This window comes from Mycobacterium sp. 852014-52450_SCH5900713, assembly GCF_001667075.1.
GTDB lineage: Bacteria > Actinomycetota > Actinomycetes > Mycobacteriales > Mycobacteriaceae > Mycobacterium.
Window position 1 is genome coordinate 193,514 of record NZ_LZIL01000053.1, and the last position, 18,399, is coordinate 211,912.

Consider the following 18,399-nt stretch of genomic DNA (forward strand, 5'->3'; position numbering starts at 1 on the left):
GCTTAGGGTCCAAGAGGATTACTTAGCTTAGGTATGCGCTCTTGCGCCACTGTAGTCGGCGGCCGCGGGGGCAGCAGGCGTCAGGGCACGTTGACGACGCCGTGACGTTCCGCGAACGGCGTCATCAGCCGGGCCAGGTCCGCCGCGACGTCGTGGTCGGCCTCGGGCGGCATCGACACGTAGCTCATCGCCAGCCGCACGATGGCGCGCGCGAGCACGCCGGCGTCCTCGTCACTGGTGGCCACCCAGCTTTGGGTGAATGCCGCACTCAGCCGTTCCGACGCCCGCGTGATGATGGGTCCGCTGTCGGTGGTGATGATCTGCAGCAGGTCCGGCTTGGCGACACCGGTCAGCAGGGAGATCACCAGCGGGTCGGCCGCCGACTCCGCGAAGAAGGCGCGAAAGCCCTGCAGGAACGCTTCATAGATGTTGCCGACGTTGGCCTCGATCGCGGCCCCGACCGCGTCGACGAGGCGATCGGCCAGGCGCAGGGCGTAACCCTGCGCCAGGCCCTGCCGCGACCCGAACTCGTTGTAGATGGTCTGCCGGCTGATGCCCGCGGCGCGGGCCACGTCCGACAGCGTGATGGCGGACCAGTCGCGGGTCCCCAGCAACTCGCGCATGGCGTCCAGCACCGAGTCGCGCAGCAGGACGCGCGACGCCTCGGGGTACGGCATCCGCTTCACAGGCGCGACAATAGCTGCTTTCGCGACCGTTTCCGCTTCTTCAACCGTGTTCGTGGCGATCACGAACGGGCGATCTCCACCATCTCGAAGTCGGATTTCGCGGCGCCGCAATCCGGGCAGCTCCAGTCCTCCGGGATGTCGTCCCAGCGGGTTCCGGGCGCGATGCCGTCTTCCGGCCAGCCCTTGGCCTCGTCGTACTCGAACCCGCACTGCACGCAGATGAAGAGCTTGTAGTCGGTCACTGATTCACTCCTATCTCCTGGAAGTCGGCCTTCTCGCGCACCGCGCAATCGGGGCAGCACCAGTCGTCGGGGATGTCGCTGAAGGGCGTGCCCGCCGGAAAGCCTTCCCGCGGGGCGCCTTTCGCTTCGTCGTAGATGTAGTCGCAACCCGGGCAGCGGTAGGCGATCATGCGCGCACCCCGTAGCGCGCCAGCACCCGCTCGCGCATCCGCGGGTGGATGTTGACCTTGCTGATGTCGCCGTCGTAGTGCTCCAGCACCCGGTGGTCCATCACCTTGCGCCACAGCGGCGGGATGTAGGTCAGCGAGATCATCGACGCGTACCCGCTCGGCAGGTTGGGCGCCCCCTCCATGCTGCGCAGCGTCTGGTAGCGGCGCGTGGGGTTGGCGTGGTGATCGCTGTGCCGTTGCAGGTGGTACAGGAACAGGTTGGTGACGACGTGGTCGGAGTTCCAGCTGTGCACCGGCGCGCAACGCTCGTAGCGACCGTTGGCGTTCTTCTGCCGCAGCAGCCCGTAGTGCTCGAGATAGTTGACGGCCTCGAGCAGGCTGAAGCCGAAGACGGCCTGGATGATCACGAACGGGATGAGCGCCGGGCCGAAGACCGCGATCAGCACTCCCCACAACACGATCGACAGCAGCCAGGCGTTGAGCACGTCGTTGGACAGATACGTCACCGGGTTCCACGGGTTCTTGTCTTGCCGGCGCAGGCGCTGGGCCTCCAGCCGCAGCGACGAGCGCAGGCTGCCGAAGACGCTGCGCGGCAAGAACTCCCAGAAGGTCTCTCCGAAGCGGGCCGACGCCGGGTCTTCCGGCGTGGACACCCGCACGTGGTGGCCGCGGTTGTGCTCGATGTAGAAGTGGCCGTAGCAGGTCTGCGCCAGGGTGATCTTGGACAGCCACCGCTCCAGCGCATCCTTCTTATGGCCCATCTCGTGGGCGGTGTTGATGCCCACGCCGCCGAGGACGCCGACCGACAGCGCCACGCCCAGCTTGCCCGCCCAGCCCAGCGCGCCGTCGTAGCCCAGCCAGCTCAGGTTCGAAGCGGTGAACAGGTAGGCGCCGAAGACCACGCTGAGGTACTGGAACGGGATGAAGATATAGGTGCAGTAGCGGTAGTACTTGTCGTTCTCCAGCTGCTCCATCACCTCGTCGGGCGGATTCTGCCCGTCGGGCCCGAAACGCAGGTCCAGGATCGGCAGCAGGACGTACACCAGGATCGGACCGATCCACAGCAGCGCCTGGGAGCCGGTCTGCCAGCCGAGTCGGTTCATCCCCCAGACCAGCGGCAGCACCACGAACAACGCAGTCGGCGCGATCAGCCCCATCAGCCAGAGGCGCCGCTTCTTGTCGCGCCAGACGGGCGGGTCGGCCGCTTCGGGCGTCACCTGCGGTTCGAATGTGGTCATATGCCAAACCTCCTTGTGAGTCACACCACGTGGGAGATTGACAATATCGCCATATGCGTCTCGTGTCTAGACACAAGACGTCATTTTGTAAAGCTGACCGTTTAGGGCACGGCGCCGGGCTCGGCACCCGCCGGCGCTTCGACGCCCTCCGACTCGCGGCGGCCCTGCACCGAATGCCGGTATCCGTAGCCGGCGTAGATCGCGGTTCCCACCACCAGCCAGACGCCGAACCGCACCCAGGTCAGCGCGGTGAGGTTGACCATCAGCCACACGCACGCGCAGATCGAGGCGATCGGCAGGGCCGGAACCCAGGGGGCCCGGAAGCCGCGCTCCAAGTCGGGGCGGGTGCGGCGCAGCACCATGACGCCGGCCGAGACCAGGATGAACGCGAACAACGTTCCGACGTTGACCATCTCCTCGAGCTTGGCGATCGGGAACACCGACGCCGTGACGGCCACCACCAGCGCGACGAGCACGGTGATCCGCACCGGGGTGCCGCGCGAGCCGGTCTTCGCCAGCTGACGCGGCAACAGCCCGTCGCGCGCCATCGCGAACAGCACCCGGCACTGGCCGAGCATCAACACCATCACCACGGTGGTCAGTCCGGCCAGCGCCCCGATCGCGATGATCTTGCTGGCCCAGTGGATTCCGTTCGCCGTGAACGCCGTGGCCAGATTCGCCGGCTTGTGGCCGGGGACGGTCTTGAGCTGGGTGTAGGAGACCATCCCGGACAGCACCACCGAGACGGCCACGTAGAGCACGGTCACGATCGCCAGCGACGCGAGGATCCCCCGCGGAACGTCGCGCTGGGGCCGCTTGGTCTCCTCGGCCATGGTCGCGACGATGTCGAACCCGATGAACGCGAAGAACACAATCGATGCGCCCGCCAGCACGCCGTACCAGCCGTAGTGGCTGCTGTGCGCCCCGGTGAGCAGCGACAGCACCGACTGGTTGACGCCCGAGGCCTCGTGCCCGGCTTCGGGCTTGGGAATGAACGGCGAAAAGTTGGAGGACTTGATGTAGAAGGCGCCGACCACCACGACCAACAGCACCACCGAGACCTTGATGCCGGTGATGATCGCGGAGAACCTCGACGACAGCTTGGTCCCCAGGGCGATCAGGGTGGCCACCCCCGCGACGATGAGCAGCGCGCCCCAGTCCAGATCGAAAGACCCGAGGCTGCTTGTGCCGCCGGCGAATCCGAACACATTGCCCAGGTAGCTCGACCAGCCCTTCGCCACCACCGCCGCGCCGATCGACAGCTCCAGCAGCAAATTCCAGCCGATGATCCAGGCCAGGAACTCCCCGAACGTGGCATACGAGAAGGTGTAGGCGCTGCCCGCGACGGGCAGCGTCGAGGCGAACTCGGCGTAGCACAGGGCCGCCAGCGCGCAGGTGACCGCGGCGATGATGAACGAAATCCAGATCGCGGGGCCGGTGATGTCGCCGGTCGTCGACGCGGTCACCGTGAAGATCCCGGCGCCGATCACCACGGCGACCCCGAAAACGACCAGGTCGAACCAGGTCAGTTCCTTGCGTAGCCGGGTGTCTGGCTCGTCGGTGTCGGCGATCGATTGTTCTACCGACTTCATGCGCCATCGGTTGGCCATCCGCCGCCCTTTCCCATTCACTGGGACCCATTGGTCCGTGACAGTACTGGGTACTCTGCCGAGATGCCGGACACCAAAGCAAACACCAGGGACCATGCGGTGGTCATCGGGGGCAGCATCGCCGGCCTGTGCGCCGCACGGGTGCTCTCGGATACGTATTCGCGCGTCACCGTCTACGAACGCGACGACTTGCCGAGCACACCGACGAACCGGGCGACGGTCCCCCAGGACCGGCACCTACACATGCTGATGGCCCGCGGCGCAATGGAGTTCGAGAGCCTGTTCCCCGGGCTGCTGGAAGACATGGTGGCCGCCGGCGTGCCGATTCTGGAGAACAGGCCCGACTGCATCCACCTCGGCGCCGCGGGCCACGTGCTCGGGACGGCGCACACCCTGCGCGACGAATTCACCGCCTACGTGCCCAGCCGCCCGCACCTGGAGTGGCAGTTGCGCAAACGAGTCCAGAACACGGACAACGTCACAATGGCGCGCCGCTCCGTGACCGAACCGCGGTTCGATCCGGCGCGCCAGCGGGTGACCGGGGTGGTGCTGGATCCCGCCGACGGCGGCGAACCGGAATTCGTCGGGGCCGACCTAGTCGTCGACGCGGCCGGGCGGGGCACCCGGCTGCCGGTGTGGCTGGAGCAGTGGGGGTACGAGCGCCCCAGGGAAGACCTGCTCGACATCGGCATCTACTACGCCACCCAGCAGTTCCGCATCCCCGAAGGCCTGATCGCCGAGAAGGTGGTGGTCGCCGGCGCCTCACACGACAAGTCGCTGGGGCTGGGCATGCTGTGTTACGAGGACGGGACCTGGGTGCTGACCACCTTCGGGGTGGCCAACGTCAAGCCGCCGCAGACCTTTCCCGAGATGCTGGAACTGGCCGAAGAGCTGGTCCCGGCGCATGTCAACGCGGCGCTGAAGCAGGCCGACCCCATCGGGGAGCCCGCGTTCCACGCCTTCCCGGCCAGCAAGTGGCGCCGCTACGACAAGCTGGACCGCTTGCCGGCGGGCATCATCCCTTTCGGCGACGCCGTCGCCAGCTTCAACCCCACCTTCGGGCAGGGCATGACAATGACCTCGCTGCAGGCCGGTCACCTACGCCGCGCCCTGCAGTTGCCGGACGACGAGGTGGCCGTCGCATTGAACCGAGCGACGGCCAAGAGCACGTTTCCGGTGTGGACGATGAACGCCATCGGCGACGTCACTTTCCACCACGCCGGCACCAAGGGGCCCATCCCCTGGTGGTGGCGGCCCTCCGGTGCGCTGTTCGACCAGTTCCTGGGGGCCGCGGAAACCGATCCGGTTCTGGCGGAATGGTTTTTGCGCCGCTTCTCGCTGCTCGACAGCCTCTACATGGTTCCGCCGCCGCGCATCGTCGGACGCACCATCGCGCACAACCTGCGGCTGTGGCTGGGCGAGCGCCGTCAGGCCGCGAAGGACCGGCGGGCCGTTACAGCCCTACAGTCGCCCTGAACAGCTTGGTGGGCTCGCGCGCGACCAGCCGGATCGGGGCGTCGTCGGCCGCCACCCAGGCGGCCATCCCCCGCTGCAGGGTCAGCGACCCGGACTTGCCGTGCACGGTCGTGCAGCCCTCGGCGCACAGCAGGATCTGCGGACCCTCGTGGCTGCACGAGGCGTCGACCTCGTGGCCCAGATAGTCGCCGTCGAGTTCGAGCAGCGCGACCGCGAACTCGTCGGCCGGGGTCTCGTAGATCAGGCCGAAGCCCTCGCGGCGGATGTGGGGCCGCACCTGGGCCTCGGTGGTCGGCGTGAAGTTCAGCACCCGCAGCAGCTCGGGGACGTCGACGTGCTTGGGGGTCAGGCCGCCGCGTAACACGTTGTCGGAGTTGGCCATGACCTCGACGGCGAAGCCCCGCAGGTAGGTGTGCAGGCTGCCGGCCGACACGAAGATCGCCTCGCCCGGGGCCAGGGTGATGCGGTTCAGCAACAAGGCCGCCAGCACCCCGGCGTCGCCCGGATAGCGTTCCCCGAGCTCCAGCACCGTCTTGACCTCCCCGGCGAATTCCGTTGCGCCGGAGCTGATGTACTGGATGGCACCGTCCAACACGGCCGGCACCAGCACGTCGATGTCGGGCTGCGGTGCGGTGATCCAGGTGGTGAACAGCGCGCGCAGGCCGTCGGCGTCGGACTGGTCGCTGAGCAAGTCGATGAAGGGGTCGAGGTCGGAGACGGCCAGGGCCCGCAGCAGCTCGACGGTGCGGGAGGCCTGCCGGAATCCGGCCAGCGCCTCGAACGGCTGCAGCGCCACCAGCAGCTCGGGTTTGTGCGAGGTGTCGCGGTAGTTGCGCACCGGGGAGGACAGCGGAATGCCCAGCCGCTCCTCACGCAGGTAACCCTCGGCCGCCTGCGCCGCGCTCGGGTGGGCCTGCAGGGACAGCGGCTCGTCGGCCGCGAGGACCTTCACCAGAAACGGCAACACGTCACCGAACCGGGCGCGCGCCCCGGGGCCGAGCTGCCCTTCCGGGTCGGCGACCAGCGCGTCGAGCAAGGACACCTCGCCCGCGTCGGTTTCCAGCCAGGCCGGGTCGCCCGGGTGCGCGCCGAACCAGAGCTCGGCCTCAGGATGAGCGGCCGGAACCGCACGCCCGGTGAACTCCGCTATGGCGGTACGCGATCCCCAGGCGTAGGTCCTCAAGGCTCCGCGAAGCAGTTCCACTGTTCTATCTATCCCCGCACCAGCCGCGCGTAAACCGCGGCCATCTCCAGTCGAACGGCCAATACTGCCAGTTGCTGCTCTGCGCTGATGGCGCCACCCAACGCCGGCGCGACCGTCGAGCCCGCCGAGCCGCCGGGCCCGTCCGGCACATCTTCGGCGGCGATCAGATACACGTCGTCAAGCCCGGCGGTCCGGGCCGCCACGACCGGTTGTTCGGCGGACAAGGTGAGCGCCAGCACCAGCGGGCGCGCGGGCAGCGGCCCGTCGATCTGTTCGTCGTGGAACAGCGCTTCGGCGGGGTCCCGGAAGCCGCCGGACACCCCGGCGCGAAGCGCGACTACCGCATCCGACAATCCGGTGGCGCCGACCACCTGGTGGGCGATCCGCAGCAGGACCGAACTGCCATGCCGGGCCAGCGCCAGCGTCGCGGCGCAGTCGCCGGCCAGCGCCACCTGTCGGTCGGCGATGCGCGCCGCAATCGTCTTGGCCGGGTTGGTGAACAGTTCGCGGGCCGCGCTGTTGCGCAGCGCCTCGGCGTCCAACTGGTCGGCCAGCGCGCCCAGGTCGATGCCGGGTCGCTGGTCCACGCTTTGCATCACGGCCAGGCCGGCGGCCAGGTAGCGGCACAACCCGAACTCGTCCGGGAGCGGAAGCCGCGGCGCCAGCACCGCCGCCCGGCCGGCCGTGGCATCCCGCAACGGACCCTCGTAGGGCGAAACGACGACGACCCGCGCCCCGCGGCGTGCCCCGGTCGCGGCGGCGGTGACCAGCGCCGGGTCGCCGGGGTCGTCGCCCGCGACGATCAACACATCGAGCGGGCCGATCCACGGCGGAACCTCGGCCGTCTGCACGATCGGCTCGGACGCCGCACCGCCCACCGTCGCGACCACCATGGCGCCGGCGGTTTCGGCGGCCCCGCGACCGGCGACCCAGATCAGGCTGCGCGGTCGGTCGTCGGCCCGTAGCGCATCCAGCGCGCCCTCGTCGACGGCGGCGGCAACCGCGCGCACCTGCGCGCCGGCCGACGACGCCGAGCGCAGCAGGCCATCCCGGTCGGCGGCCAGCAGGCCCTCGGTGTCCTCCAGATCGATCGCCCGGACCGCGCTCACGGCGCGGCCCCGGCGGGCGCCGACTGCGCGTGGATCTGCCCACTGATCTGGGCGACCACCGCGTCGACGTCCTCGGTGCTGCGCGCCTCCACGTTGAGCCGCAGCAACGGCTCGGTGTTGGAGCTGCGCAGGTTGAACCAGCTGCCGTCGCCCAGGTCGACCGTCACCCCGTCCACGTGGTCGATGGAGTGGATCCGGCTGCCGAAGGACTTCAGCACCGCCTCCGTGCACAGCGCGGCGTCGGCCACCGTGAAGTTGATCTCGCCGGAGGATTCGTAGCGCTGGTAGTCGGCGGTCAACTCCGACAGCGGCCGGTCCTGCTCGCCGAGGGCGGCCAGCACATGCAACGCGGCGAGCATTCCGGAGTCCGCACCCCAGAAGTCGCGGAAGTAATAGTGCGCCGAGTGTTCGCCGCCGAAGATGGCGCCGGTGTCGGCCATCATCGCCTTGATATAGGAGTGCCCGACGCGCGAGCGCAGCGGCGTGCCGCCGCGTTCGGTGACCAGCTCGGGCACCGCCCGCGACGTGATCACGTTGTGGATGATGGTGGCGCCGATCTCGCGCCCCAGCTCGCGGGCGGCCACCAGGCTGGTCACCGTCGAGGGCGACACGCCCCGGCCGCGTTCGTCGACGACGAAGCAGCGGTCGGCGTCCCCGTCGAAGGCCAGCCCGATATCGGCCCCGCTGTCGCGGACGTAGGCCTGCAGGTCGACCAGGTTGGCCGGGTGCAGCGGGTTGGCCTCGTGATTGGGAAACGAGCCGTCAAGCTCGAAGTACAACGGCAACAAGGTGATTGAGCCGATCGCGCCGAGCACCGCGGGCGCGGTGAGGCCGGCCATGCCGTTGCCGGCGTCCACTGCCACTCGCAAGGGACGTAGCCCCGCGGTGTTCACCAGCGAACGCAGGAACGTCGCGTAGTCCTCCAGCACGTCGCGATCGGTGACGGTTCCTGGTGGTCCGTCATAGCGCTCGACCCCGGCGATCACATCCTCGCTGATGATGCGCAGGCCGCTGTCGGCGCCGACCGGCTTGGCTGCCGCGCGGCACAGCTTGATGCCGTTGTAGGCCGCCGGGTTGTGGCTGGCGGTGAACATCGCGCCCGGACAGTCAAGCGACCCGGAGGCGAAGTACAGCTGGTCGGTGGAGGACAAACCGATCCGCACCACGTCCAGGCCCTGGCCCGTCACGCCGGATGCGAATGCCGCGGCCAGCGCGGGCGAGCTGTCGCGCATGTCGTGGCCGATCACCACCTGCCGGGCACCCTCGCCGCGCATCAGCTTGGCGAAGGCCGCCCCCAAAGCGGTGACCAGCGGCTCGTCCAGCTCTTCGCCGACCAGCCCGCGTACGTCATAAGCCTTGACGACGCGGTGCACGGTCGCGGCGAGCCGAGACATGCCGGGGCCTCCTGACGCGTTGAAAGGGTTTGTTCCTTCGCCTGTTGGCCGTCAGCCTATCGGCCCCCGGGAAACACCGACCGTAGCGGTGCGCGGGGAATGCGCGCGACGCCGGAACGGCTAGTCACTGGGGTCGGGCAACACCCGAAGATGCCCGCGGCGCCGGCCGGATCGATGCTCGGGCGGCGCGAGCACACTGCTGCTGGGCGCGGTGGCCTGCGACCCGCCGTGGTGAATGTGTGGGTCGGCGAAACCGTTCACCGGCGTTGCGGCGTACGGCACGCCGCGATCGCCACCCTCGCGCACCGCGTCGGCCAGGGCGACCAGGTCGTCCTCGTCGGGGTGGGTGGGCTCAGAAACGAGGGGGCCGGCGTGGCGCACCAGATCCCACCCGCGGGGCGCGGTGATCCGGCCGGCATGGCCGACGCACAGGTCCCAGGAATGCGGTTCCCGCGCGGTCGCCAACGGGCCGACGACTGCCGTCGAGTCCGAGTAGACGAACGTCAGGGTCGCCACGGCGTAGTGCGGGCACCCGGGCCGGCAACAGCGACGGGGAACGTTCACGCCGAAAGGCTATCGTGCGGAAACGCCGTCGAAGCGCCGGACACGCGCAACCGGCCGACCCCCGATGTGCAACCGTTACCATCGGCGCGTGGGCGATTCGCGCAGCTCCCCGCACAGGGATCGGTCTCAGGGCCGATTCGCTTCCCATCGGTCCTCCCGGCGGGGCCGCGATGTGCGCGGCCCGCTGCTGCCGCCGACGGTGCCCGGGTGGCGCAGCCGGGCCGAGCGATTCGACATGGCGGTGCTGGAGGCCTACGAACCCATCGAGCGGAATTGGCAGGCCCGCCTGGCCGACCTCGACGTGGCGGTCGACGAGATTCCGCGGATCGCGGCCAAGGATCCCGACAGCGTGCAGTGGCCGCCCGAGGTGATCGCCGACGGGCCGATCCCGCTGGCGCGATTGATCCCGGCCGGCGTCGACGTCCGCGGCAACGCCACGCGGGCACGAATTGTCTTGTTCCGCAAGCCAATTGAGCGACGGGCTAAGGACACCGTCGAACTTGGTGATTTACTGCACGAAATCTTGGTGGCCCAGGTGGCCATCTACCTCGATGTAGAGCCGTCGGTCATCGACCCGACGATCGACGACGAATGACGTTGTGGCGCGGCGTCAGATGATGCCGCGCTTGAGGCGACGGCGCTCGCGCTCGGAGAGCCCGCCCCAAATACCGAAGCGCTCGTCATGCTCCAGGGCGTACTCCAGGCACTCGTGGCGTACCTCGCACCCCAGGCAGATCTTCTTCGCCTCGCGGGTGGAGCCGCCCTTCTCCGGGAAGAACGCCTCGGGATCCGTTTGGGCGCAAAGCGCCCGGTCCTGCCATTGGTCAGCGACGGGCGCCAGCATCGGCTCGGGCTCGAATGCGACTGGCGCATCAGGAACCACGGTCAGGTGCGGCCGAACGGTTGGGACCGGCGCTGAGACAATAGGGGTGTGCGGCGTGCTCGCCATGACTCCTCGAAGATGTTCGTAAGACATACGGTCGTCCGCCTCCTCAGTTTGATTGGGAGAGTGAGTGGTTCCCACTTTTCTGATGTGTACCGACAATTCGAACAAGTGATCGAATCTCGGTCTGCGACACCGGAACCGGCCGGCCAACCGGGAAATGACACTGTTGTGATTAGACACGGGTTAATCTGCCGGGTCAAGCATTACGGCGCATTTCCATACCATCTCGTGACCGAATTACGGCGTTTCCGTTGTTTTGCGCATTCGGCGTGTCGATCACACCGCGCGCGACTACGCTTAAGGGCCGCGTAACGGCCCCGCCACCGCACAGTCGTCGGGCAGTACTGTCGTCCACGTGAAGGTCACCGTTCTGGTCGGTGGGGTTGGCGGCGCCCGCTTCCTGCTGGGGATTCAACAGTTGCTCGGGCTGGGACAGTTCGAAACGCAACAGCACCCAGACGCGGGAAGCGGCAACCACGAACTTAATGCAATCGTCAACATCGGCGACGACGCCTGGATTCATGGACTGCGGGTCTGCCCGGATCTGGACACCTGCATGTACACCTTAGGTGGAGGGGTAGACCCGGAGCGAGGGTGGGGTCACCGCGACGAAACCTGGCACGCCAAAGAGGAATTGGCGCGCTACGGCGTGCAGCCGGATTGGTTCGGCCTCGGCGACCGGGATATCGCCACCCATCTGGTGCGCACCCAGATGCTGGGCGCCGGCTACCCGCTCTCGCAGATCACCTCGGCGCTGTGCGATCGCTGGCAACCCGGCGCCCGACTGCTGCCGGCGAGCGACGACCGCTGCGAGACGCATGTGGTGATCACCGATCCGGACGACGGCACCCGGCGGGCGATTCACTTCCAGGAGTGGTGGGTGCGCTACCGCGCCGGCGTGCCCACGCACAGCTTCGCGTTCGTCGGCGCCGAAAAGGCCACCGCCACAAGTGATGCTGTCGCGGCCATCGCCGACGCCGACGTCATCCTGCTGGCGCCGTCCAACCCGGTGGTGAGCGTCGGCGCCATCCTGGCCGTCCCCGGCATCCGGGCGGCGTTGCGCTCGGCGACCGCCCCGGTCGTCGGCTACTCGCCCATCATCGGTGGAAAACCATTGCGCGGCATGGCCGATGCGTGCCTGTCGGTGATCGGGGTGGAGTCCACCGCGGAGGCGGTCGGCCAGCACTACGGCGCGCGCGGTGGCACCGGAATCCTGGATTGCTGGCTGGTGCACGAGGGCGACCACGCCGACATTCAGGGTGTGGCGGTGGCCGCCGTGCCGCTTTTGATGACCGACCCGAAGGCGACGGCCGAGATGGTGAGCGCCGGGCTCGACCTCGCGGGCGTGAAGCCGTGACCGAACACGGCACCGGCGCGGCGATCGAGATCCTGCCCGTCGCCGGGCTGCCCGAATTCCGGCCCGGCGACGACCTGAGCGCGGCCCTGGCCGCGGCGGCGCCCTGGCTGCGCGACGGCGACGTCGTGGTGGTGACGAGCAAGGTGGTGTCCAAGTGCGAGGGCCGGCTGGTGCCGGCGCCGCAGGACGCCGAGGAGCGCGACCAACTCCGGCGCAAGCTGGTCGAGGCCGAGGCGGTGCGGGTGCTGGCGCGCAAGGGCCGCACCCTGATCACCGAGAACCGCATCGGCCTGATTCAGGCCGCCGCGGGTGTGGACGGATCCAACGTGGGCCGCGACGAACTGGCGCTGCTGCCGGTAGACCCGGACGGCAGCGCCGCGGCCCTGCGTGCCGGGCTGGCCGACCGGCTCGGGGTCGACGTCGCCGTGGTCATCACCGACACGATGGGCCGCGCGTGGCGCAACGGCCAGATCGACGCTGCGGTGGGGTCGGCCGGTCTGGCTGTGCTGCACGGCTATTCGGGGACCGTCGACCGCCACGGCAACGAGCTGGTGGTGACCGAGATCGCGGTCGCCGACGAGGTCGCGGCGGCGGCCGATCTGGTGAAGGGCAAATTGACCGCGATGCCGGTGGCCGTGGTGCGCGGCCTGGCGGTGGCCGACGACGGCTCGACGGCCCGGCAGCTGTTGCGGCCCGGCGAGGAAGACCTGTTCTGGCTGGGCACCGCCGAGGCGCTCGACATGGGGCGCCGCCAGGCGCAGCTGTTGCGTCGGTCGGTGCGCCGGTTCAGCGCCGAGCCGGTCGCGGCCGAGCTGATCGAGTCCGCCGTCGCCGAGGCGCTCACCGCGCCGGCCCCGCACCACACCCGGCCGGTCCGGTTCGTCTGGCTGCAGAGCCCCGACGTTCGGACGCGGCTGCTGGACCGCATGAAGGACAAGTGGCGGTCGGACCTCGCCGGCGACGGCCGGCCCGACGACTCGGTGGAGCGGCGGGTGGCGCGCGGCCAGATCCTCTACGACGCACCCGAGGTCGTCGTCCCGATGCTGGTTCCCGACGGTGCGCACACGTATCCCGACGCGGCCCGCACCGACGCCGAGCACACCATGTTCACCGTCGCGGTCGGGGCGGCCGTGCAGGCCCTGCTGGTCGCGTTGGCCGTGCGGGGGGTGGGCAGCTGCTGGATCGGCTCGACGATCTTCGCCGCCGACCTGGTGCGCGCCGAGCTCGACCTGCCGGGTGATTGGGAGCCGTTGGGCGCCATTGCGATCGGCTACCCCGAGGAACCCGCCGGCCCGCGTGACACGGCGGACGCCGGGGATTTGTTGATCCGCAAGTGATACTGGCCCCATGAAAACGTTCGCGGGCAAGGCGGCGGCGTCCGCCGACAAGGCCCGCGGCGGCTACTACACGCCGGCGCCCGTCGCCCGGTTCCTGGCCCGCTGGGTGCGCGACGCCGGACCGCGCGTGCTGGAACCCTCCTGCGGTGACGGTGCGATCCTGCGCGAGCTGGCCGCCCTCGGCGGGCGGGTCCACGGCGTCGAACTCGTCGCCGAAGAGGCGGCCAAGGCACGGGAATTCGCGCCCGTCGACGTCGCGAACCTGTTCGCGTGGCTGGCCAGCGCCGCGCCCGGCGGCTGGGACGGGGTCGCGGGTAACCCGCCCTACATCCGGTTCGGCAACTGGGCGTCCGAGCAGCGCGATCCCGCACTGGAGCTGATGCGGCGCGAGGGATTGCGGCCCACCCGGTTGACCAACGCCTGGGTCCCCTTCGTGGTGGCGAGCTCGATCTTGGTGCGCGACGGCGGCCGGGTGGGCCTGGTGCTGCCCGCCGAGTTACTCCAGGTCACCTACGCCGCACAGCTGCGCGAGTTCCTGTTGAGCCGGTTCAGCGACATCACGCTGGTGACGTTCGAGCGATTGGTGTTCGACGGCGTCCTGCAGGAGGTGGTGTTGTTCTGCGGGGTCGCCGGCCCGGGGCCCGCCCGGATCCGCACGGTCCACCTCACCGACGCCGGTGCCCTCGCGCACGCGGACCTGGACGCCGAATGGGCGCCCGCGCTGTTGCACGAGAACGAGAAGTGGACCCAGTACTTCCTCGACCCGGCCGCCATCCGACTGCTGCGAACCCTCAAGCGGTCGACGATGCTGATCCGGCTCGGGTCGGTCGCCGCCGTGGATGTGGGGATCGTGACGGGCCGCAACAGCTTCTTCACGCTCACCGACGCGCAGGCCCGCGAGCTCGGGCTGCTGCCCCACTGCGTCCCGCTCGTCTCGCGCAGCGCGCAGTTGTCCGGGTTGGTCTACGACACCGACTGCCGGGCAAGCGATGTCGCCGCCGGGCGCCGCGGCTGGCTGCTCAACGCGCCGCGCGAGCCCGTCGACCCCGCCGTGCTCGCGCACATCGCTGCCGGTGCGGCCGCCGGCGTGGATCGCGGCTTCAAGTGCTCGATCCGCAAGCCGTGGTGGAGCACGCCGTCGCTGTGGATCCCGGACCTGTTCATGCTGCGCCAGATCCACCGCGCGCCGCGGCTGACCGTCAACGCCGCCGCGGCCACGAGCACCGACACGGTGCACCGGGTCCGGCTCGCCGGCGGTGTCGACCCGACCGGGCTGGCCGCGGTGTTCCACAACAGCGTGACGTTCGCCTTCGCCGAGGTCATCGGCCGCAGTTACGGCGGGGGGATTTTGGAGCTGGAACCGCGCGAAGCCGAGCAGCTCCCCATTCCCCCGCCGGCGCTCGCCGGCCCCGAGCTCGCGTGCGACGTCGATCTGCTGTTGAAGGCCAACGAGATCGAGAAGGCGCTCGACCTCGTCGACCGCCACGTCCTGATCGACGGCCTGGGGCTCACGCCGGAGGTGGTGACGCACTGCCGCGCGGCCTGGGTCGCGCTGCGGGACCGCCGGAAGCGACGGGGTTCCCGGTGAGCGTCCGGGAGTCGGCGATCTCGCTGCTGTCCGAGTGGGAGGCGCCCGACGCGGCGCAGGACGCGTTGCGGCACGCGGTCCTGGCCTATGTGCACGCCCGGCCCGACGCGTGTCGCCGCGAGTGCGTGCCGGGTCATGTCACGGCCTCGGCGCTGGTGCTCGACGACACCGGCGGCCGGGTGCTGCTGACATTGCATCCCCGCGTTGGCCGGTGGGTGCAGCTGGGCGGCCACTGCGACGAGGACGACGACGACATCGTCGCCGCGGCGCTGCGCGAGGCCACCGAGGAGTCCGGCGTCGACGGCTTGCGCATCGAGCCCCGGCTGGCCGCCATCCACGTCCACCCGGTCACCTGCTCGTTGGGCGTGCCCACCCGCCACCTGGATCTGCAGTTCGTCGCGCACGCGCCGGCCGGCGCACGGATCGCGATCAGCGACGAGTCGGAGGACTTGCGGTGGTGGGCGGCCGACGCGTTGCCCGACGGCACCGACCACGCGCTGGCGTATCTGGTCGGCCGCGCCACCCGCCCCTAGCCGCCGAGTGTGAAGCTAGCTGCACACTCGGGCTCGAGCGGGCGGCTAGCTGCACACTCGCGCACAGGGATGGGGCCTCAGACGTCGGACGAGTAGCGGATGCCGCCGTCGGGAATCGAAACGCCGGGCCAGACCCGGGCGCCGCGCAGCAGCTCGCAGCGCGCACCGATGTCGGCGCCGTCGCCGATCACGCCGTCGCGGATCAGCGCCCGCGGGCCGATGCGCGCGCCGAAGCCGATGATGGATCGCTCGATCACGCTGCCCGCCTCGACCTTGACGCCGTCGAAGATCACGGCGCCGTCCAGCCGGACGCCGGGACCGATCTCGGCGCCGCGCCCGACGACGGTGCCGCCGATCAGCACGGCGCCGGGCGACACCGCCGCGCCGTCGTGCACCAGCTGCTCGCCGCGGTGGCCGTGCAGGGCCGGCGACGGAGCGATCCCGCGCACCAGGTCCGCCGATCCGCGCACGAAGTCTTCCGGTGTGCCCATGTCCCGCCAGTAGGTCGCGTCGACGTAGCCGCACACCTTGACGTCCGGATCGGAGAGCAGGGCGGGAAACACCTCGCGTTCGACCGACACCTCGCGCCCGCGCGGGATGCGGTCGATGATGCCGCGCTCGAAGACGTAGCAGCCGGCGTTGATCTGGTCGGTGGGCGGATCCTGCGTCTTCTCCACGAAGGCGGTGACCCTGCCGTTCTCGTCGGTGGTGACGCAGCCGAAGGCCCGCGGGTCGCCCACCCGCACCAGGTGCAGGGTGACGTCGGCCTGCTGCGCGCGATGGAAGTCGATCATCTGATTGAGGTCCGAACCCGAGAGCACGTCGCCGTTGAACACCATCACGGTGTCGTGACGCAGGTGGGCGGCCACGTTGGCGATGCCGCCGCCGGTGCCCAGGGGCCGGTCCTCGGTGACGTAGTCGATCTGCAGGCCGAGCTTGGACCCGTCGCCGAACTCCGCCTCGAACACCGCGGCCTGATACGAGGTGCTCAGGATGACGTGCTCGATGCCCGCCGCCGCGATCCTCGACAGCAAGTGGGTCAGGAACGGCAGCCCGGCGGTCGGCAGCATCGGCTTTGGCGCCGACAGCGTCAGCGGCCGCAGCCGGGTGCCCTTGCCGCCGACCAGAATTACCGCATCGACTTGCGGGTTAGCCATCTCAGCGCCGCCCTTCCGCCAGTTTCCGTCTCCGGGTGCGCAGCGCGCCACGCACCATCAGACGGGACCGCAGCGCCAGTGAGGCCCGCAGGGTCCAGCGCAGCGGCGCGCGCCGCCACCCGGAATGCCGGTCGGCCAGGAACATATAGGTGCTCTTGTGATGCGCCGCCAGGTGGCTCGCCGGGTCGTCGCCGGTGGAGTGGCCCTTGTGGTGCAACACCTCGGCCGACGGCACGTAGACGTTCAGCCAGCCGGCCCGGCCGAGCCGGTCCCCGAGGTCGACGTCTTCCATATACATGAAGTAGCGCTCGTCGAACCCGCCGACTTGGCCGAAGGCGGACCGCCGCACCAGCAGGCACGACCCCGACAGCCAGCCCACGGGGCGTTCGGTGGGCTCCAGCCGCTCCTGGCGGTAGGCCGCCGTCCACGGATTGCGCTTCCAGAGCGGGCCGACGACCGCGTGCATGCCGCCGCGGATGAGGCTGGGCAGGTGGCGCGCCGACGGGTACACCGAGCCGTCGGGGTCGCGGATGAGCGGGCCAAGGGCGCCGGCGCGCGGCCAGCGGGTGGCGGCGTCCAGCAGGGCGTCAATGCTGCCCGGGCCCCACTGGACGTCGGGGTTAGCCACGATCACCCAGTCGTCGTCGATGTCCGGCGTCTCGGCGAGCTGCGCGACCGCGCGATTGATCGCGGTGCCGTACCCGAGATTGGCGCCGGTGTGGAACAGTCGCACGTTCGGGTAGCGCTCGACGGCGGCCTGCGGGGTTCCGTCGGTGGAGCCGTTGTCGGCCATCAGCACACACACGGGCCGCTCGGTGGCCAGCGACAGCGAGGCCAGGAATCGCTCGAGGTGTGGGCCCGGTGAGTAGGTCACCGTCACGACCGGCAGGACGTCAGTCACGCGTAGAGGGTAACGGTAGATCGGCGGTGAGCGCCGCGACAAGCGCAGCGCGCCAGGGCCTTAGCGGCCGCAGGCCCGCCGCGGCGGACTCGCGGCCCGACAGCGCGGAGTAGGTCGGGCGCGGGGCGGGGCGCGGAAACTCCGCGGTGCTGACCGGGTGCACGCGCTCGGGGTCTGCGCCGCATTCTTCGAAGATCGCGCGGGTCTGCTCGAAGCGGGACACCGCGCCCTCGTTGGCGGCGTGCAGGATCGGCCCGGGCACGTGGTCGTCGGCGATCTGCAGCAGCGCCTCCGCCAGGTCGCCCACATACGTCGGTGACCCGACCTGGTCGTTTACGACGTTCACCGGGCCGTCCCCCGCGGCCAGCCGGCGCATGACGGCGACGAAGTCCTTGCCGTCGCCGCCGGTGTAGACCCAGGCGGTGCGGACGATGACGGCGTCCGGCAACGCCAAAATGACGGCCTCCTCCCCGGCATGCTTGCTGCGCCCGTACACGCCCGCCGGGGCGGTTTGATCGCTGGGCTCGTATGGCCGCGGGTCGGCGCCGCCGAAGTCCCCGTTGAAGACGTAATCGGTGGAGACGTGGATCAACCGGGCACCGGCGCGCGCGCAGGCCCGGGCGATGTTCTCGGGGCCGGTGGCGTTGACGGCGTAGGCGCCTGCCTCGTCGCTCTCGGCGCCGTCGACGTCGGTGTAGGCCGCGCAATTGACCACCACGTCACCGCGCTCGATGATCCGTTCGGCGGCGGCGGGGTCGGTGATGTCCCACTCCGACGAGGTCAGCCCCACCACGTCGCGGCCCTGACTGGCCGCCAGCGAGCGCAAATAGCCGCCCAGCTGGCCCCCGGCACCGGCGATCACGATCCTGCTCGACATGGTTCGAGTC

Annotated in this window: 19 protein-coding genes; 6 read left to right on the forward strand and 13 right to left on the reverse strand. The window is 69.8% G+C overall.

The genetic code is table 11. The features are described 5' to 3' along the window. Window positions 1-80 precede the first annotated feature (80 nt). The 5 genes from A5773_RS17360 to A5773_RS17380 all read right to left on the reverse strand — a co-directional run bounded on the left by A5773_RS17360 (window position 81) and on the right by A5773_RS17380 (window position 3,946). The gene (locus A5773_RS17360; protein ID WP_067791819.1) at window positions 81-677 is read right to left on the reverse strand and encodes a TetR family transcriptional regulator; all 597 of its coding nucleotides are present in this window, start codon (window positions 675-677) and stop codon (window positions 81-83) included. Window positions 678-745: 68 nt separating this feature from the next. Next, a complete protein-coding gene (locus A5773_RS17365; protein ID WP_066956259.1) occupies window positions 746-928 on the reverse strand; it encodes a rubredoxin in 183 nt (60 codons plus the stop codon). After that, a complete protein-coding gene (locus A5773_RS17370) occupies window positions 925-1,098 on the reverse strand; it encodes a rubredoxin (RefSeq protein ID WP_066956261.1) in 174 nt (57 codons plus the stop codon). The genes A5773_RS17365 and A5773_RS17370 overlap by 4 nt, the downstream gene beginning before the upstream one ends. Further along, entirely contained in the window at window positions 1,095-2,336 is a 1,242-nt protein-coding gene (locus tag A5773_RS17375; RefSeq protein WP_066956264.1) for an alkane 1-monooxygenase, read from the reverse strand. Before A5773_RS17375 ends, A5773_RS17370 begins: the two co-directional genes overlap by 4 nt. Window positions 2,337-2,437: 101 nt before the next feature. Next, window positions 2,438-3,946 (reverse strand): APC family permease, encoded by a 1,509-nt coding sequence (locus A5773_RS17380; protein WP_066956267.1) that lies wholly within the window; start codon window positions 3,944-3,946, stop codon window positions 2,438-2,440. 99 nt (window positions 3,947-4,045) lie between these two features. Here A5773_RS17380 and A5773_RS17385 point away from each other — a divergent pair, with 99 nt between their 5' ends. After that, entirely contained in the window at window positions 4,046-5,422 is a 1,377-nt protein-coding gene (locus A5773_RS17385) for an NAD(P)/FAD-dependent oxidoreductase (protein ID WP_197505444.1), read from the forward strand. Here A5773_RS17385 and manA read toward each other — a convergent pair. From manA to A5773_RS17405, 4 genes are all read right to left on the reverse strand, one after another. Beyond that, a complete protein-coding gene (gene manA, locus A5773_RS17390; protein WP_066956273.1) occupies window positions 5,400-6,626 on the reverse strand; it encodes a mannose-6-phosphate isomerase, class I in 1,227 nt (408 codons plus the stop codon). The genes A5773_RS17385 and manA overlap by 23 nt on opposite strands. 8 nt (window positions 6,627-6,634) lie before the next feature. After that, on the reverse strand, window positions 6,635-7,735 hold the full coding sequence (locus A5773_RS17395) for a TobH protein (protein ID WP_066956276.1): 1,101 nt from the start codon (window positions 7,733-7,735) through the stop codon (window positions 6,635-6,637). Further along, window positions 7,732-9,129 carry a phosphomannomutase/phosphoglucomutase gene (locus tag A5773_RS17400; protein ID WP_067791758.1) on the reverse strand — a complete coding sequence of 466 codons (1,398 nt, stop codon included), beginning with the start codon at window positions 9,127-9,129 and terminating at the stop codon, window positions 7,732-7,734. Before A5773_RS17400 ends, A5773_RS17395 begins: the two co-directional genes overlap by 4 nt. 120 nt (window positions 9,130-9,249) lie before the next feature. Then, window positions 9,250-9,693: a DUF3499 domain-containing protein gene (locus A5773_RS17405; protein WP_082948282.1), complete on the reverse strand. Its 444-nt coding sequence runs from the start codon at window positions 9,691-9,693 to the stop codon at window positions 9,250-9,252. Between the two features lie 172 nt (window positions 9,694-9,865). Here A5773_RS17405 and A5773_RS17410 point away from each other — a divergent pair, with 172 nt between their 5' ends. After that, entirely contained in the window at window positions 9,866-10,288 is a 423-nt protein-coding gene (locus tag A5773_RS17410) for a metallopeptidase family protein (RefSeq protein ID WP_066949924.1), read from the forward strand. Between the two features lie 15 nt (window positions 10,289-10,303). On the opposite strand, the gene A5773_RS17415 is transcribed toward A5773_RS17410, so the two are convergent. Further along, window positions 10,304-10,642, reverse strand: a complete 339-nt coding sequence (locus tag A5773_RS17415; RefSeq protein WP_082948283.1) for a WhiB family transcriptional regulator — start codon at window positions 10,640-10,642, stop codon at window positions 10,304-10,306. Between the two features lie 352 nt (window positions 10,643-10,994). Between A5773_RS17415 and cofD the strand changes: the two genes are divergently transcribed. The 4 genes from cofD to A5773_RS17435 are packed head-to-tail and all read left to right on the forward strand — an operon-like array spanning window position 10,995 to window position 15,454. Next, entirely contained in the window at window positions 10,995-11,996 is a 1,002-nt protein-coding gene (cofD, locus tag A5773_RS17420; protein WP_067791760.1) for a 2-phospho-L-lactate transferase, read from the forward strand. Beyond that, on the forward strand, window positions 11,993-13,333 hold the full coding sequence (locus A5773_RS17425; RefSeq protein ID WP_067791762.1) for a coenzyme F420-0:L-glutamate ligase: 1,341 nt from the start codon (window positions 11,993-11,995) through the stop codon (window positions 13,331-13,333). The genes cofD and A5773_RS17425 overlap by 4 nt, the downstream gene beginning before the upstream one ends. A 10-nt stretch (window positions 13,334-13,343) precedes the next feature. After that, a complete protein-coding gene (locus A5773_RS17430; protein WP_067260508.1) occupies window positions 13,344-14,921 on the forward strand; it encodes a class I SAM-dependent methyltransferase in 1,578 nt (525 codons plus the stop codon). Beyond that, on the forward strand, window positions 14,918-15,454 hold the full coding sequence (locus A5773_RS17435) for an NUDIX hydrolase (protein WP_067260505.1): 537 nt from the start codon (window positions 14,918-14,920) through the stop codon (window positions 15,452-15,454). The genes A5773_RS17430 and A5773_RS17435 overlap by 4 nt, the downstream gene beginning before the upstream one ends. Before the next feature lie 77 nt (window positions 15,455-15,531). Here the strand turns inward: A5773_RS17435 and A5773_RS17440 are convergent, their stop codons facing one another. The 3 genes from A5773_RS17440 to rfbD are packed head-to-tail and all read right to left on the reverse strand — an operon-like array spanning window position 15,532 to window position 18,389. After that, entirely contained in the window at window positions 15,532-16,611 is a 1,080-nt protein-coding gene (locus A5773_RS17440) for a sugar phosphate nucleotidyltransferase (RefSeq protein ID WP_066949910.1), read from the reverse strand. A 1-nt stretch (window position 16,612) separates the two neighbouring features. After that, window positions 16,613-17,512, reverse strand: coding sequence for a glycosyltransferase family 2 protein (locus A5773_RS17445; RefSeq protein ID WP_066949907.1), 900 nt, complete (start codon window positions 17,510-17,512; stop codon window positions 16,613-16,615). Then, on the reverse strand, window positions 17,505-18,389 hold the full coding sequence (gene rfbD, locus A5773_RS17450) for a dTDP-4-dehydrorhamnose reductase (protein WP_066949903.1): 885 nt from the start codon (window positions 18,387-18,389) through the stop codon (window positions 17,505-17,507). Before rfbD ends, A5773_RS17445 begins: the two co-directional genes overlap by 8 nt. Between the last annotated feature and the right edge of the window lie 10 nt (window positions 18,390-18,399).